Raw genomic sequence first — 15,458 nt, forward strand, 5'->3', positions numbered from 1 at the left:
CCGCTACCTCTTGGCCATTCCTCAAAGCTTTCACAGACGAGACCCACCATGCTTGATTCGAAACTGGTACGCACACAGCTGCAAGACGTCGCCGACCGCTTGGCTACTCGCGGCTACCAGCTGGACGTCGCGCGTATCGAAGCGTTGGAAGCTCAGCGCAAATCCGTGCAGACGCGTACCGAGCAGCTGCAAGCCGAGCGCAACGCTCGCTCGAAGTCCATCGGTCAGGCCAAGCAACGAGGCGAAAACATCGCGCCGTTGCTCGCTGACGTGGACCGTATGGCGTCCGAACTGGATGCTGGCAAAGTCGAGCTGGAAGGTATCCAGGCTGAGCTGGACGAGCTGATGCTCAGCCTGCCTAACCTGCCGGACGAATCTGTTCCTGTAGGTAAAAGCGAAGACGACAACGTCGAAGTGCGTCGCTGGGGTACACCGAAGGCGTTTGATTTCGACATTAAGGATCATGTGGCGCTTGGCGAGCAGCATGGCTGGCTGGATTTTGAAACGGCCGCCAAGTTGTCTGGTGCACGTTTCGCGCTGATGCGTGGGCCGATTGCTCGTCTGCATCGTGCGCTGGCGCAATTCATGCTCGATTTGCATACCCGTGAGCATGGCTATGAGGAGGCATATACGCCGTACCTGGTTCAGGCGCCGGCGCTACAAGGTACGGGCCAGCTGCCCAAGTTCGAGGAAGATCTGTTCAAGATCAGCCGTGAGAACGAAGCTGACCTCTACCTGATCCCGACTGCCGAGGTATCGCTGACCAACATCGTCGCCGGCGAGATCCTCGATGCCAAGCAGCTTCCACTGAAGTTCGTCGCACATACACCATGCTTTCGCAGCGAAGCGGGCGCTTCTGGGCGCGACACACGCGGCATGATCCGCCAGCATCAGTTCGACAAGGTCGAGATGGTGCAGATCGTCGAGCCGAGCCAGTCATTCGAGGCGCTTGAAGGGCTTACAGCGAACGCCGAGAAGGTCCTGCAGTTGTTGGGCTTGCCCTATCGCGTGCTGGCACTCTGCACGGGTGACATGGGTTTTGGTGCAACCAAGACCTACGACCTCGAGGTCTGGGTGCCGAGCCAGGATAAGTACCGAGAAATCTCCTCTTGCTCCAACTGTGGCGATTTCCAGGCACGTCGCATGCAGGCGCGCTTCCGTAACCCGGAAACCGGAAAACCAGAGCTGGTGCATACGCTCAACGGTTCTGGCCTGGCGGTCGGGCGGACCTTGGTAGCCGTTCTGGAAAACTATCAGCAGCCGGACGGCAGCATTCAGGTGCCGGACGTATTGAAACCCTATATGGGCGGGATCGAGATCATCGGTTGAGGTCACGCGAGGTTAACGGGTAGAGCGGGAAACCGTTGTGGTGGTGGCCGCTATGTCGAGCTCTTGCCAGTACTCTCTCGACTCCTTGATCACCGACAAGGGCCCGCTCTCGCGTAATGGGTGAGATGACACAATCTTTCTTGGTCACCAGGGTCTGCTGATGGATTTTCTGCCTCTGTTCCATAATCTCAAAGGCCGCACGGTGCTGGTTGTCGGCGGCGGTGAGATCGCCCTACGCAAGGCGCGCCTGCTTTCTGAAGCCGGCGCGGTGCTACGAGTCGTGGCGCCTGAGATCGAGCCGCAGCTCGTCGAACTGGTGAAGCGGGGCGGAGGACGGTCGGTGGTACGCGGCTATGTTCGCGACGACCTGGTCGGTTGTGTGCTGGCGATCGCCGCTACCGATGATGAGCCACTGAATGCCCAAGTGTCTGAGGATGCCAAAGCACTTGGCATGCCGGTGAACGTGGTGGACTCCCCTGAGCTATGCACCGTCATTTTTCCCGCAATCGTAGATCGCTCGCCGCTGATGATTGCCGTGTCCAGCGGTGGCGATGCGCCGGTTCTGGCGCGTCTGATGCGCGCTCGTATCGAAACGTGGGTTCCGGCTGTATATGGCCAACTGGCAGGGCTTGCCAAAAAATTTCGAAGTCAGGTCAAGGCTAAGCTGCCGAACGTGCAGCAACGTCGAGTGTTCTGGGAAGAGGTTTTTCAGGGCGATGTCGCCGAGCGCGCCTTGGCAGGCCAGCAGCAAGAGGCCGAGCGGCTGCTGGTGGAAAAACTGTCCGGTGCAGAGCCTAAAAGCCTCGGTGAGGTGTATCTGGTCGGTGCCGGGCCGGGTGACCCTGATCTATTGACCTTTCGCGCGCTGCGCCTGATGCAGCAGGCCGATGTCGTGCTCTACGACCGTCTGGTGGCGCCTGCCATCCTCGACCTGTGCCGACGTGATGCCGATCGAATCTATGTGGGTAAACAGCGCGCGGCTCACGCAGTTCCGCAGGAGCAGATCAACCAATTACTGGTGACGCTGGCCAAGGAAGGTAAGCGCGTGCTGCGACTCAAGGGCGGCGATCCTTTCATCTTCGGGCGCGGTGGGGAGGAAATCGAAGAGCTGGCGGCGAACGACGTCCCGTTTCAGGTCGTGCCGGGCATTACCGCTGCCAGTGGTTGCGCGGCCTATGCAGGCATCCCCCTGACGCATCGAGACCATGCCCAGTCGGTGCGTTTCGTAACCGGCCATCTTAAAGACGGCAGCTGCGACCTGCCCTGGTCAGAACTGGTCGCGCCCAGCCAGACGCTGGTTTTCTACATGGGGTTGGTGGGCTTACCGGTAATCTGCCAACAGCTGATTGCACACGGCCGATCCGCTGATACGCCCGCCGCGCTGGTCCAGCAAGGCACGACGACAAATCAACGGGTGTTCACTGGAACGCTTGATAATCTGGCCGAGCGCGTGGCCAGTGAGCAGGTACAGGCTCCGACCTTGGTTATCGTTGGCGAGGTGGTGAAGTTGCGGGAGAAGCTCGCCTGGTTTGAAGGCGCCCAGAATCGCGACAGGTGATCTAGGGTCTGCCAGGCTGGTCGCACTCTGTCACCTCGACCAGATGCCTTTACCGGGCAGTCGCTCGCGATCATGTTCACGGCTCAGTAGCAGCTCCGGCCCCTTGGGGACGATGCCATTGGCATTGATGTGGCGATGGCTGGCGTAGTAGTGGTGCTTGATATGAGTGAAGTCGACCGTCTCGGCGATCCCCGTCCACTGATAGAGTTCGCGCAGCCAATTCGATAGGTTGGGAAAGTCTTCGATTCGCCGCAGGTTGCACTTGAAGTGCCCGTGATAGACGGCATCGAAGCGAATGATCGTGGTGAATAGCCGCCAGTCCGCCTCGGTCAGGTATTCGCCTGCCAGATAGCGATGGTCACTCAGTCGCTGCTCCAGCCAGTCCAGCTCACCGAACAGTTCGTCAAACGCCGACTCATAGGCTTTCTGCGTCGAGGCGAACCCGGCACGGTATACCCCGTTGTTCACCTTCGGGTAGATGCGCTCGTTGAGGCTGTCGATTTCTGCCCTCAGCGGCTTCGGATACAGGTCGAGGGTTGACCCAGTCAGTTCATCGAATGCGCTGTTGAAAATGCGGATCAGCTCGGCCGATTCGTTGTTGACGATGCGGCGTTCCTGTTTGTCCCATAGCACCGGAACCGTCACGCGACCGGTGTATGCAGAGTCGTCGGCGGTGTAGCGCTCGTGTAGATAGCCCAGACCATCCAGCGCATCGCCAGTCGATCCGGTCGATTGATCGAATGTCCAGCCATGTTCAGCCATCAACCAGCTGACGACTGAAACATCGATCAACGGCTCGAGCTTTTTGAGCTTGCGATAGATCAGGGTCCGGTGTGCCCAGGGGCAGGCCAGCGAGACGTACAGGTGATAGCGTCCCGCTTCGGCTTTGACGGCTCGGCGACCTTCGGGTCCAGGTGACCCGTCAGCTGTGACCCAGTCACGCCGCTGCGCCTGTTCTCGCTGAAACTCACCGTCGTTGCTGTTTTCATACCAGCGATCTTGCCACTGCCCGTCGACCAGAAGTCCCATACCCACCTCCACTATTTCGATTGGAGAGAGTGTAGGTGCCTCGGTTCGATGAATCAGTCATAAAGGCCGGTCAAACCAATCACTCATATCGATACATTGCGTTGGGCCCAGTAGGTTTGCGCTTGCGCGAACGCTGCGTCGCGTGACTGCCCAAGCCCTTTAAGAGCGAGCGCCATGGTCGCAACTACTGCCAGTTCGCCGTACGCATCGTCAGCGCCTCGCCAGACCGCCAACAGGTGTTGCGGGTCGAGTTGTGAAGGCTTGACGTGACGATGTGGCGAGAGGGCAGGCCAGTCCTCGTCCCATGATTCGCCGCCCTGGGTGCCGTAGAGATGCGCGACGCCATCGGGATTGACTTCGACTTCACCACCTTCGCCTTTGATGACAATCGACGTATCACCGAGCAGCCGGCTGGCTTCCCGATGATTGGCCTGGTATCCCGGATGGAAAATACTCTGCAGGCCGCAGCGCGCGCCCAAGGGGTTGAGAATGCGTGCCAGCGAATGAATGGGAGAGCGCAAGCCGAGTACATTGCGCTGGTCGATCATCCGCTGTAGCCCCGGCATCCAGGCACCGAGAGGCATGAAAGCGAGTTGATCCCTGTCCAAAGCGCTGGCTGTTTCAGTCCAATCGCTACAACGCGCGATACCTAATAGCTCAAGCTGCTGCTCGGTGTACATGCGCCCAGCGGTGTGCGCCCCACCGCCATGCATGAGGATACGAATGCCGTTTTGCGCCAAGCATTTCGCAGCAAGCAGATACCAGGGCAAGTGACGCTTTTTGCCGGCGTAGGTTGGCCAGTCAATATCCACCGCTATGGATGGTGGCTTCAGGCGTTCACGCACGGCTTCGGTGAAACCTGCCAGTTCTTCGGCACTTTCTTCCTTATGCCGCAGCAGCATGAGAAAGGCGCCGAGCTGTGTATCTTCCGCTTTGCCGTCGAGGAGCATGCCCATGGCTTCGCGCGCTTCTTCACGGGTAAGGTCACGGGCGCCGCGTTTACCCTTGCCCAGGATGCGGACGAAGACGGCGAACGGGTGTTCAGCAGGTGTCACGACGCTCATATGCAATTGCTCGGTTTGGGCAGCCCCGCCAGCTTTGCTGCAAGCTTGGCCGGGGTGCCTTTGAATAGGCGGTTCAGGTGCATGCTGTTGCCCTTTTCCGGGCCGAGTTTCAGCGCCGTGTACTTGATTAGCGGGCGTGTAGCTGGAGACAGCTGAAACTCTTGATAGAACTCGCGCAACACCCTCAGGACTTCCCAGTGTTCGGCCTGGAGTGTCAAGCCTTCCGCGTCAGCCAAAGCCTCGGCAACGGGTTCGCTCCAATCGTTGAGATCAACCAGGAACCCTTCCTGATCCACAGCAACGCTCGTGCCATCGACATGCAACATATTCATAGCCAGGAATTGGTCCGGTCGTAACGGCAGCAGAGTTCGACGAAGCCCGTGTAGTCGACTTGCTGCAGGCGCGGCGGCAGAGGATTTATATTTCGCGTAGCAACGTCTTCTTCCAGCGCGAACAGTGCGATGCTCTCCGGCATCAGCTCCAGCGCGTGCCGCTGTGCAGTGCCGTCCTGCAGCGCATAGACCGCATCGCCAGAGAGCAACAGGGCATCGTCTGTAGTTAGCAGGCGCAGGCAGCTAGACAGACGGCTATCCGAAAACGGGGAGTGGGAAAGAAGGTGCAGGGTTGCCATCAGAGCGTGATCACATGGTTGTAGCGGTTGATGAGAGCGCTGACATCGAGATCGTCCAACAGCTCCACTGGAAGAGAAAGCTCGGCTCCGTCCAGTCCGCGCTCGTTGAGGCTGCGTTTGGCGGCAAACAGAGAGTCGACGCCGAACATGGGCAGCGCTTGCAGGTTCGCGGTCAGGTCTTTCTGCTGCAAGCGAGTGGCATGCTGCTCAGGGACCAGCTGAAACACGCCGTCATCGAGGAACAACAGCCCGAGCGGCAGTTCGAAAGCGCCTCCGGCCAGAGCGATGTCCAGCGCCTCACGTGCCGATGGGCCGGACCAGGGCGACTGCCGCGTGATGATGAGCATCGAGTGCGCCATCAGTGACCTCCGAAGCAGACCAAGCGATCCGCTTGCTGGCTGGCTTCATGCAACTGCCCGAGGCCGGATAGCTCCCAACCCGTAGCAAGGTTCGCAGCAGGGCGCTGGTAGCGTTTGGCTTCCTGCTCATCCAGTACGCCACGGCGTAGGCCAGCGGCGATGCAGACCACACCATCGAGCTGGTGACGACTGACGAGCTGACGCCACTGCTCGGCAATGTCCTGTTCATCCTGCGCCGCCACGGTATTCGCCGAGGCGCTATGCACGCCGTCCTGATAGAGGAACAGCCGGACGATTTCGTGCCCCCCGGCAAGCACTGCCTCGCAGAAGCGCAACGCGCGGCGTGAAGCAGGGGAGTGGGCGGGCGAGAACAGAGCGATTGCGAACTTCATGGGTCACCGTGTCGTAACTGCCGACATGATACGCCAGCTTCAGAAACGAAAAAGCCCGCCGAAGCGGGCTTGATAGCAGAGCAGCTATCAGTCGTCGCCGCCCATGATGCCCATCAGCTGCAGCAGGCTGATGAACAGGTTGTAGATCGATACATACAGGCCGATGGTGGCCATGATGTAGTTACGCTCGCCACCGTGAATGATCGCGCTGGTCTGGTAGAGGATGCAGACCGACGAGAAGAGCACGAAGCCGGCACTGATTGCCAGTTGCAAACCGCTGATCTGAAAGAAGAAGCTCGCAACCATGGCGCCCAGCAGGACGAAGAACCCGGCGGTGATGAAGCCGCTGAGGAAGCTCATGTCCTTGCGGGTGATCAGCACGAACGCGGACAAACCGAAGAACACCAGAGCGGTCATCGACAGCGCCGAGGCGATCAGCTGCCCGCCATTAGCGGTGCCCAGGTACATGTTCAGGATCGGCCCGAGCGTATAGCCCATGAAGCCGGTCAGGGCGAAGGTGGAAAGCAGGCCCCACGCCGAGTTGCGCAGCTTGACGGTCAGGAAGAACAGACCGTAAAAGCCGACCAGCACCACGAAGATGTTGGGGTAGGCTGCGTTGGCCTGCATCGCCATGTAGGCGACAAAGGCACTGAAGCCCAAGGTGATGGCCAACAGGCCGTAGGTGTTACGCAGAACACGGCTGACTTCCTTTTGTTCAACCTGCGTATGCGTAGGTGCGTACTGTTGCTTGAGCATGGCGACACTCCTGTAAATGTATTCAGCCTAAGGTGAATTGCCCCGGATCATAACAGGACTTTTGTTTCGTCCTAACAACAGAGTTTGACAGTGTGTTTCGTTCGGGTACTATGGCGCCCGCTCTCTGCGGAGGAGTGGCAGAGCGGTTGAATGCAACGGTCTTGAAAACCGTCGAAGGGGAAACTCTTCCGTGAGTTCGAATCTCACCTCCTCCGCCATATCGCATACTGAAGGCCCCGTATTCCGGGGCCTTTTGCGTTTCTGCCGGGCCAGAAAGAAGCTGGCCTGTGCTGCTTGCCTTTCCTCGGCCATGCATCTGGCTGAAATGAGCCCCGCTCAGTTCAGTTTCGATCGCCTACGGTTTCAGCGTAATGACAGGAAACCAGCCGCCCGTCCAGCGGCCGGAACACCGGGACTTCTGCGCTGCAGCGTTCTGTGGCGTGCGGACACCGGGTGTGAAAGACACAGCCAGTCGGCGGGTCGAGTGGGTTGGGCAGTTCGCCGCTGACCTTGATCTTCGGCTTAGACGAGTCAGGTCGGATGCTTGGCGTGGCGGCCAGCAGCACCTGGGTGTAAGGGTGTAGCGGTCGGGTGTAGATCAGTTCAGCCGGGCCCATTTCCATTGGGCTGCCGAAATACATCACCAATACCTTGTCCGCGACGTGACGAACCACGGCTAGATCGTGGGAGATGAACACATAGCCAGCGTTGAACTGCTCCTGCAGATCCATGAACAGGTTCAGAACCTGTGCCTGAATCGACACGTCCAGCGCCGATGTCGGCTCATCCGCGATTAGGACTTTGGGATTGAGCATCATCGCGCGAGCCAGGGCGATCCGCTGCCGTTGGCCTCCTGAGAACATGTGTGGGTAGCGCTGGTAGTGCTCAGGGCGCAGCCCGACCTGTTGCATCATCGCCTGCACGCGCTCACGCCGTTCGCTGCGCGACAGCCCGGTGTTGATTACCAAAGGCTCGGCCAACTGGTCGCCGATCTTCTGCCGCGGGTTCAATGAAGCGTAGGGGTTCTGGAACACCATCTGCACATCGCGGCGCAGCTGTTTACGCTGGGCCTTGTTGGCGCCGGCGACTTCCTGCCCTGCTATCTGCAGCGAGCCGGACGTCGGCTCTTCGATCAGCGTCAGTGCACGGGCCAGGGTCGACTTGCCGCAGCCAGACTCACCGACGACCGCGAGCGTTTCGCCGGCTTGCAGCTCGAACGAGACGCCGTTGAGGGCCCGTACGGTGGCATTTGGTTTGAAAAGTCCGCGCGAGATGTCGTAGTGGCGGGTCAGCTCGCGTGCGGACAGCACACTTCCGCTCGATGACTCAGTAGACATGGCGATCTCCCGGCGGCTGGCTCTTACGTTGCGCTTCCGGCAGCACCTCGGGTGTCTCGCCAGGCAACACGTTGCGTGGAAAAAAGCAGCGCACTTCGCCGCGGTCATAGGGCTCCAGCGCTGGTCGCTCCTGACAACGCGGCTGCGCATAGGGGCAGCGCGGGGATAGCAGACATCCAGCGGGACGGTCGTATCGGCCCGGTACGATGCCAGGCAGTGTCGCCAGCCGACGGCTATTGGAATGCTCAGGGATCGACGCCAGCAGCGCCTCGGTGTAGGGATGCGCGGGCGTGTCGAACAGCTGTGGCACTCGCCCGGTTTCGACCGCCTGGCCCGCATACATCACGCAGACGCGCTGAGCCGTTTCAGCCACTACGGCCAGGTCGTGGGTGATCAGGATGAGCGCCATGTTCTGGTCGCGCTGCAAGCTCAGCAGCAGATCCATGATCTGCGCCTGGATGGTCACGTCGAGTGCCGTGGTCGGCTCGTCGGCGATCAACAGCTGTGGCTCGCCTGCGATAGCCATGGCGATGGCCACCCGCTGGCTCATGCCGCCGGAAAGCTGATGAGGGAAGGCGTCCAGACGGCTGGCGGCACCGGGGATTTCCACCCGTTCGAGCAGCTCGAGCGCGCGCTGCCGAGCGGCTTTGCCCTTGAGGCCCAGATGCTGGCGCAGCACTTCCTCGATCTGAAAGCCCACGGTGTAGCTGGGATTGAGCGCCGTCATCGGGTCCTGGAAGACCATAGCCAAGTCCTTGCCGATCAGCCGCCGCCGTTGGCGCCCCTTGAGTGTCAGCAAGTCCTGACCAGCAAACTGAAGGCGGTCGGCCGTCACTTTTCCCGGAGCATCGACCAGCCCCATCAGCGCCATCATGGTGACCGATTTGCCGGAGCCCGACTCACCGACGATTGCCAGCACTTCACCTTTGTCTACATTGAGATCGAGCCCGTCGACCACGGGCGGTGCGCCATCGTCTCCGAAACGTACCGACAGGTTCTGAATTTCGAGGAGGCTCATGAGCGATTGTCCCTCGCTTGGGTAAAGCGTTGATCTGGCATCGATGGGTTCCTCATGCGGCGTTCTTCAATTTCGGGTCAAGCGCGTCGCGCAGGCCGTCGCCGAACAGGTTGATCGCCAGAACGCTGAGCAGAATCGCCAAGCCAGGAAGGGATACGACCCACCAGGCGCGCTCGATGTAATCGCGTGCCGAGGCCAGCATCGTGCCCCACTCGGGTGTAGGCGGCTGCACGCCAAGGCCGAGAAAACCCAGCGCGGCGGCATCGAGAATCGCCGAGGAAAAACTCAGCGTGGCCTGGACGATCAGCGGCGCCATGCAGTTCGGCAGTACGCTGATGAACATCAAGCGCAAGGTGCCGGCGCCGGCCAGTTTCGAGGCTGTCACGTAGTCGCGGTTGAGCTCGGTCATCACCGCTGCGCGGGTCAGCCGCACGTAGGAGGGCAGGGAGACGATGGCGATGGCGAAGATGGTATTGATCAGGCCTGGGCCGAGAATCGCCACGATCGCCACCGCCAACAGCAACGAAGGCAGCGCCAGCATGATGTCCATCAGGCGCATGATGAACGGGCCGAGCCGCGTCGGGGAGAAGCCTGCAAGCAGACCGAGCAGGATCCCAGGCACCAGGGAGAAGACCACCGAGGCCAGGCCGATCAGGAGGGAAAGACGGGCGCCGTGGATCAGGCGCGAGAGCATGTCCCTACCCAATTCATCGGTGCCCAGTAGGAATTGCGAGGTTCCGTCGTCCTGCCAGGCAGGAGGCGTAAGCAGGAAGTCACGGAACTGTTCGGTAGGGTTGTACGGCGCCAATGCCGGAGCGAACACCGCGCAGGCGATCAGCAGCAGCATGAAGATCAGGCCGCCCAGCGCGCCCTTATTGCGGCGAAAAGCCGTCCAGAATTCACCCAGCGGCGACGGGTAATAGGTTGCTGGCTCAGCGGCCGGCAGGGTCTCGATGCTGTTCATGCCTCGACCTCCTTAACGCTGGTGGCGAATACGGGGATTGGCCAGGCCGTAGAGAATGTCCACGGTGAAATTGACCAGGATGACCAGGCAGGCGACCAGCAGGATGCCGTTCTGCACCACTGGATAATCGCGTGCGCCAATGGATTCAATCAGCCACTTGCCGATGCCCGGCCAGGAAAAGATGGTTTCGGTCAGCACGGCCCCGGCCAGCAGGGTGCCAATCTGCAGACCAAATACCGTCAGTACCGGGATCAACGCATTGCGCAGGCCATGCACGAATACCACGCGATTGGGGGAAAGGCCCTTTGCCCGCGCGGTACGTACATAATCTTCGCGCAATACCTCGAGCATGGCTGAGCGCGTCATGCGCGCGATAACCGCCAGAGGAATCGTCGCCAGCACAACCGCAGGGAGGATCATGTGGTGAAGGGCATCCAGAAAGGCGCCTTCTTCACCGCTTAGCAGGGTGTCGATCAGCATGAAGCCGGTCACCGGCGGGACGTCGTAGAGCAGGTCGATACGTCCCGAAACGGGCGTCCAGCCGAGGCCGACCGAAAAGAACATGATGAGGATCAGACCCCACCAGAAGATCGGCATCGAATACCCGACCAGCGACACGCCCATGACGCCATGGTCGAACAACGAGCCGCGTTTCAATGCCGCCACTACACCCGCGAGCACCCCGAGCACGCCGGCGATGATGAGCGCAGCGAGTGCGAGCTCCAGTGTGGCGGGAAACAGGGTGGTGAATTCTTTCCAGACGCTGGTGCGGGTACGCAGCGACTCGCCAAGATCGCCTTGCACCAGATTGCCGATATAGTCGAAATACTGCAGGTAGAGCGGCTTGTTCAAACCCAGCCGCTCCATGGCCTGCGCATGCATTTCCGGATCGACTTTGCGCTCTCCCATCATCACTTCCACCGGGTCACCCGGAATCATGCGAATCAGGGCAAAGGTGAGCAGCGTGATTCCAAAAAAGGTCGGAATCAGCAGACCCACTCGGCGGGCTATGAAGCTGAACATGGTGGCAAAACTCCTGGTCAAGCCGCGGCTGCACCGTGCGCGCAGCCACTTGGAACGGCGTACACAACCTGGTAACTGACCGCCTTATATCGACGTCGGGTTGTGCAAAATTTGCGCATTGGAAGCGTCTGATGCCGACGTGCCAGGCGAGCGTGATGCTCGCCTGGCGTCGTCTGCATCAGCGCTTGTTTTCTACGCCGTAGAAGGAGTTGCGGCCGAACGGACTGATTTCGAAGCCCTCGACGCTATTGCGCATTGGCTGGTAGACGGTTGAGTGCGCGATGGGTGTGATCGGCAGCTGCTGCTGGATGATCGCCTGGGCCTTTTTGTAAAGCTCGGTGCGCTCACCCTGATCGGTGATGCGCTTAGCGTCCTTGACCACCTTGTCGTATTCAGCGTCGCACCATCTGGACCAGTTGTTGCCATTTACCGCATCGCAGCCATACAGGGTGTTCATCCAGTTGTCCGGGTCGCCATTGTCCCCGGTCCAGCCGATCAGCATGGCGTCGTGTTCGCCCGCATGGCCACGCTTGATGTACTCGCCCCATTCGTAACTGACGATGCGGGCCTTGATCCCGATCTTGGCCCAGTCGGACTGGATCATCTGAGCCATCAGCTTGGCGTTGGGGTTGTACGGGCGCTGCACCGGCATTGCCCATAGGGTGATTTCGGTGCCTTCCTCAATGCCAGCCTGTTTAAGCAGCTCGCGCGCTTTTTCCGGGTTGTGCTCAGTGCCCTTGATGCTTTCGTCGTAAGACCACTGAGTGGGAGGAAGGGCGTTCACAGCCAATTGGCCGGCTCCCTGATAGACGGCCTCGATGATGGACTTCTTGTCGATCGCCATGTCCAACGCCTTGCGCACCTCAAGCTTGCCCAGTGGCTCATGCTCAACGTTGTAGGCGATATAACCGAGGTTAAAGCCGGGTTGGCTCGGTACGTCGATGTTGGGATCTTTCTGCAGCGCTTCAATATCCGCCGGGCGCGGGTTGAGCGTGATCTGGCACTCACCGGCGCGCAGCTTCTGCGCACGTACCGACGCATCGGTGGTGATCGCGAAGATCAGGTTGTCGATCTTCACATCCTCTGGATTCCAGTAGTCCTTGTTGCCTTTGAAGCGGATCTGCGCGTCCTTCTGATAGCGACTGAAGACGAACGGGCCGGTGCCGATCGGCTTCTGGTTGATCTGGTCGGCTTGCCCAGCTTGGAGCAACTGATCCGCGTACTCAGCAGAATGGATCGCCGCGAAGTTCATTGCCAGGTTTTGAATGAACGCCGCGTCCACATGATTCAGGGTGAAGCGCACGGTCAGATCATCAAGCTTCTCGACCTTGGTGATGTTCTTGTCCATGCCCATATCAACGAAGTAGGGGAATTCGCTGGGGTACGCCTTGCGGAAAGGATGCCCTTTGTCGAGCATTCGTTCGAAGGTAAAAAGCACATCGTCGGCATTAAACTCACGGCTGGGCGTGAAGTAATCAGTGGTGTGGAACTGAACACCGGGGCGCAGATGAAAGGTATAGGTGAGGCCGTCATCGCTGACGTCCCACTTGGTCGCCAACGCGGGGAGGGCGCGGGTGCCGCCTCGCTCGAATTGGGCAAGACGGTTGAAGACGGTTTCCGAAGCAGCGTCGAAGTCGGTGCCGGTGGTGTACTGGCCGGGATCGAAACCGGCGGGGCTGCCTTCGGAGCAATAGACCAGGTTGCTGGCGGCGAAGCTGAGGGGGGAGCCGAGGATCAAGCCCGCGGCGAGCAGCGCTCTAATGGATGTGTTGTTTCGCATGCAAACCTCATTCTTTTTTATGTTCATCGAGGGTTGGTCTCGTGGACCGAACAGTGGCTCACTGCACGCCGGTGTCGCCGTCAGGGGTTGCCCGCTCGGCGCAGAACACTGTTGGCAGCCGGCTCCGTAGAGACCAGCCTAGCCTGCCTCGAAATTAAGTCATGCTGAAAACACGGTCAACCGAAATTAAGCGCTGCTAAATTCGGAAGAAGTGCTTCAACTGACGAGGCCAAGCAATAGAGGTGCCAGCTAGCGAGTGGCCAGATCGTCGAACAGGCCCATGGTTGTCACGGTAAGGACTTCAGCGATCTGGTCGCCTACATTTGCCAGGTGATGCGGTTTGCCCGCATCGAAATGGATGGAATCTCCGCTCGATAGCGGATAGTCGCGACCGTCCACGGTGTAGACGATTCTGCCGGAGAGTACATAGGCGAATTCAGCCCCCTCATGGGCGATGAGCTCGGACTGGTATCCCACTGGCATTGTCACCTTGACAGCGTTGAGCAGATTGCCGGGAAAGCTCGTGGACAAGCGCTCGTAGGCCAATGGCTGGCCCTCGATGGTATAGCGCACTCGCTCGCCCTGATGAGAATCGGGTTGAGCCTGGCTGGGTTGGTCAAACAGGGAATTGAGCGGTACGCCGAGCGATTTTGCGATGTTTGCCAAGGACGAAATCGAGATGCCCGTGAGGTTGCGCTCGGCCTGGGAGAGAAAGCTCGCCGTCAGTCCCGATTCCTGTGCCACCTGGCTTAGGGTCTTGTTCGCAGCACGCCTGTGGCGGCGCAAACGTTCGCCGATGCGATCAACTGTCATGGATGTCTGCCTCGTCAAATGAAGGCCAGTATACGGCCAGCTCTGTAGCGTCACGCCAGCCTCGCCTCTGGCATTTCACGGTGACTTTGAAAAAAAAGTTTTGCTTGAGAAATTAAGCTGTACTTAAATTCGGCTGGGTTTTCGTTCAACAGGGGAACAGGCATGACCATCGGCGTCGGCGGTAGCAGTCAGGAAGAGGCGTTGGGACGTCTGAGCAACATGCTGAATGGTGTCGAGCCGATATCCCTTGCTGAATACACCGCGCGTATCGAGAAAGCCCAACGGCGCATGGCGCAACTGGGGCTCGATGCGATGTTCCTCAGTGCGGGCGCCAATCTGGAGTACTTCACGGGGGTACGTTGGAACCCGAGTGAGCGCATGGTTGGTGCAATCCTGCCCGCAAAGGGTGCGCTCGAATACCTGGCGCCGGCGTTCGAGGAGGGCACCATTCGCGATTTCATGGTCGTGGAAGGTCCCGTCAACGGCTGGCAGGAGCACGAGAGTCCCTATCGTCTGCTGTTGGACTGCCTGCGCCGTATGGGCATCAAACCCAACACCAGCTTGCGCCCGTGTATTGGCCTGTGCCCGTCGTTGCCATTTTTTATGTTCGATGGCTTGCGTCTGCTCAACACCGGTTACGCGTTCACTGATGCGAGTGCAGTGACGAGCCACTGCCGTCAGCGTAAATCCACGGCCGAAATTGCCCTGATGCAGCGGGCGAAAAACCTGACGTTGGAAGTGCACAAAGCGGCTGCGAGCATTCTGCAAGAGGGCATCAGCACGACCGAAGTAGTCCAGTTCATCGAGAAAGCGCATCGGGTGGTCGGCGCGTCAGGGTCGACGTTCTGCATCGTTCTGTTCGGCCAGGCGAGCGCGTTTCCCCATGGGGTGAAGTACCCTCAGACGCTTAAACGTGGCGACATGGTGCTGATCGACACCGGCTGCCGCGTTCATAGCTACCTGTCGGACATCACGCGCAGTTATGTCTTTGGCGAACCGAACGAGCATCAGCGAGCCATCTGGAATTTCGAGAAGGAGGCTCAGCTCGCCGCCTTTGCAGCTGCGCAATTGGGTGCCCGTTGCGAAGAAGTGGATGAAGCCGCACGAAGCTCGCTCGAGGCGTGTGGCCTTGGTCCCGGCTATCAGCTGCCGGGCCTGCCGCACCGCACCGGTCACGGGATTGGACTGGAGATACACGAGGGCCCCTACCTGGTACGAGGTGATCAAACACCACTGGACGTGGGGATGTGTTTCAGCAACGAACCGATGATCTGTGTGCCCGGCGAATTCGGCGTGCGTCTGGAAGATCATTTCTACATGACCGAGGGCGGCCCGCGCTGGTTTACCCAACCAAGCCACAGTATTGACGACCCCTTTGGTCTGGATGCGTGATTAACGGAGACGA

Annotated in this window: 16 protein-coding genes and 1 tRNA gene; 4 read left to right on the top strand and 13 right to left on the bottom strand. The window is 59.6% G+C overall.

The annotated features are described in order from the left end of the window. Positions 1–48: 48 nt before the first annotated feature. Together serS and cysG are read left to right on the top strand one after the other, a co-directional pair. Positions 49–1,329 carry a serine--tRNA ligase gene (gene serS / locus K4O48_RS08800; protein WP_222911635.1) on the top strand — a complete coding sequence of 427 codons (1,281 nt, stop codon included), beginning with the start codon at positions 49–51 and terminating at the stop codon, positions 1,327–1,329. A gap of 160 nt (positions 1,330–1,489) precedes the next feature. Beyond that, a complete protein-coding gene (gene cysG, locus K4O48_RS08805; RefSeq protein ID WP_222911636.1) occupies positions 1,490–2,887 on the top strand; it encodes a siroheme synthase CysG in 1,398 nt (465 codons plus the stop codon). Between the two features lie 30 nt (positions 2,888–2,917). Here cysG and K4O48_RS08810 read toward each other — a convergent pair whose 3' ends face one another. From K4O48_RS08810 to K4O48_RS08840, 7 genes are all read right to left on the bottom strand, one after another. Next, the gene (locus tag K4O48_RS08810; RefSeq protein ID WP_222911637.1) at positions 2,918–3,916 is read right to left on the bottom strand and encodes a glutathione S-transferase family protein; all 999 of its coding nucleotides are present in this window, start codon (positions 3,914–3,916) and stop codon (positions 2,918–2,920) included. A gap of 83 nt (positions 3,917–3,999) precedes the next feature. Beyond that, positions 4,000–4,980, bottom strand: a complete 981-nt coding sequence (locus tag K4O48_RS08815; protein WP_222911638.1) for a glycosyl transferase family protein — start codon at positions 4,978–4,980, stop codon at positions 4,000–4,002. Then, positions 4,977–5,312 carry a TusE/DsrC/DsvC family sulfur relay protein gene (locus tag K4O48_RS08820; RefSeq protein WP_222911639.1) on the bottom strand — a complete coding sequence of 112 codons (336 nt, stop codon included), beginning with the start codon at positions 5,310–5,312 and terminating at the stop codon, positions 4,977–4,979. Before K4O48_RS08820 ends, K4O48_RS08815 begins: the two co-directional genes overlap by 4 nt. Further along, positions 5,309–5,611: a sulfurtransferase complex subunit TusB gene (gene tusB, locus K4O48_RS08825; protein ID WP_222911640.1), complete on the bottom strand. Its 303-nt coding sequence runs from the start codon at positions 5,609–5,611 to the stop codon at positions 5,309–5,311. Before tusB ends, K4O48_RS08820 begins: the two co-directional genes overlap by 4 nt. Further along, the gene (gene tusC, locus K4O48_RS08830) at positions 5,611–5,970 is read right to left on the bottom strand and encodes a sulfurtransferase complex subunit TusC (RefSeq protein WP_222911641.1); all 360 of its coding nucleotides are present in this window, start codon (positions 5,968–5,970) and stop codon (positions 5,611–5,613) included. The genes tusB and tusC overlap by 1 nt, the downstream gene beginning before the upstream one ends. Then, entirely contained in the window at positions 5,970–6,362 is a 393-nt protein-coding gene (gene tusD / locus K4O48_RS08835; RefSeq protein WP_222911642.1) for a sulfurtransferase complex subunit TusD, read from the bottom strand. Before tusD ends, tusC begins: the two co-directional genes overlap by 1 nt. An 87-nt stretch (positions 6,363–6,449) precedes the next feature. Then, a complete protein-coding gene (locus K4O48_RS08840; protein WP_122163970.1) occupies positions 6,450–7,118 on the bottom strand; it encodes a Bax inhibitor-1/YccA family protein in 669 nt (222 codons plus the stop codon). A 128-nt stretch (positions 7,119–7,246) separates the two neighbouring features. Between K4O48_RS08840 and K4O48_RS08845 the strand changes: the two genes are divergently transcribed. Continuing rightward, positions 7,247–7,336, top strand: a tRNA-Ser gene (locus tag K4O48_RS08845). A 123-nt stretch (positions 7,337–7,459) separates the two neighbouring features. Here K4O48_RS08845 and K4O48_RS08850 read toward each other — a convergent pair. From K4O48_RS08850 to K4O48_RS08875, 6 genes are all read right to left on the bottom strand, one after another. Next, on the bottom strand, positions 7,460–8,455 hold the full coding sequence (locus K4O48_RS08850) for a peptide ABC transporter ATP-binding protein (RefSeq protein ID WP_222911643.1): 996 nt from the start codon (positions 8,453–8,455) through the stop codon (positions 7,460–7,462). Beyond that, complete coding sequence (locus tag K4O48_RS08855) at positions 8,445–9,473, bottom strand: ABC transporter ATP-binding protein (protein ID WP_222911644.1); 1,029 nt, start codon at positions 9,471–9,473, stop codon at positions 8,445–8,447. Before K4O48_RS08855 ends, K4O48_RS08850 begins: the two co-directional genes overlap by 11 nt. A 52-nt stretch (positions 9,474–9,525) precedes the next feature. Beyond that, positions 9,526–10,437, bottom strand: a complete 912-nt coding sequence (locus tag K4O48_RS08860) for an ABC transporter permease subunit (protein ID WP_222911645.1) — start codon at positions 10,435–10,437, stop codon at positions 9,526–9,528. 12 nt (positions 10,438–10,449) lie between these two features. Continuing rightward, the gene (locus K4O48_RS08865) at positions 10,450–11,460 is read right to left on the bottom strand and encodes an ABC transporter permease subunit (protein WP_222911646.1); all 1,011 of its coding nucleotides are present in this window, start codon (positions 11,458–11,460) and stop codon (positions 10,450–10,452) included. A 178-nt stretch (positions 11,461–11,638) separates the two neighbouring features. Then, complete coding sequence (locus K4O48_RS08870) at positions 11,639–13,240, bottom strand: ABC transporter substrate-binding protein (protein ID WP_222911647.1); 1,602 nt, start codon at positions 13,238–13,240, stop codon at positions 11,639–11,641. Between the two features lie 249 nt (positions 13,241–13,489). After that, positions 13,490–14,053: a cupin domain-containing protein gene (locus tag K4O48_RS08875; RefSeq protein WP_222911648.1), complete on the bottom strand. Its 564-nt coding sequence runs from the start codon at positions 14,051–14,053 to the stop codon at positions 13,490–13,492. A gap of 162 nt (positions 14,054–14,215) precedes the next feature. Here K4O48_RS08875 and K4O48_RS08880 point away from each other — a divergent pair, with 162 nt between their 5' ends. Further along, positions 14,216–15,445, top strand: coding sequence for a Xaa-Pro peptidase family protein (locus K4O48_RS08880; protein ID WP_222911649.1), 1,230 nt, complete (start codon positions 14,216–14,218; stop codon positions 15,443–15,445). Positions 15,446–15,458: the final 13 nt, after the last annotated feature.

Origin of the sequence: Pseudomonas sp. DNDY-54 (assembly GCF_019880365.1) — a bacterium.
GTDB classification, from domain to species: domain Bacteria; phylum Pseudomonadota; class Gammaproteobacteria; order Pseudomonadales; family Pseudomonadaceae; genus Stutzerimonas; species Stutzerimonas stutzeri_P.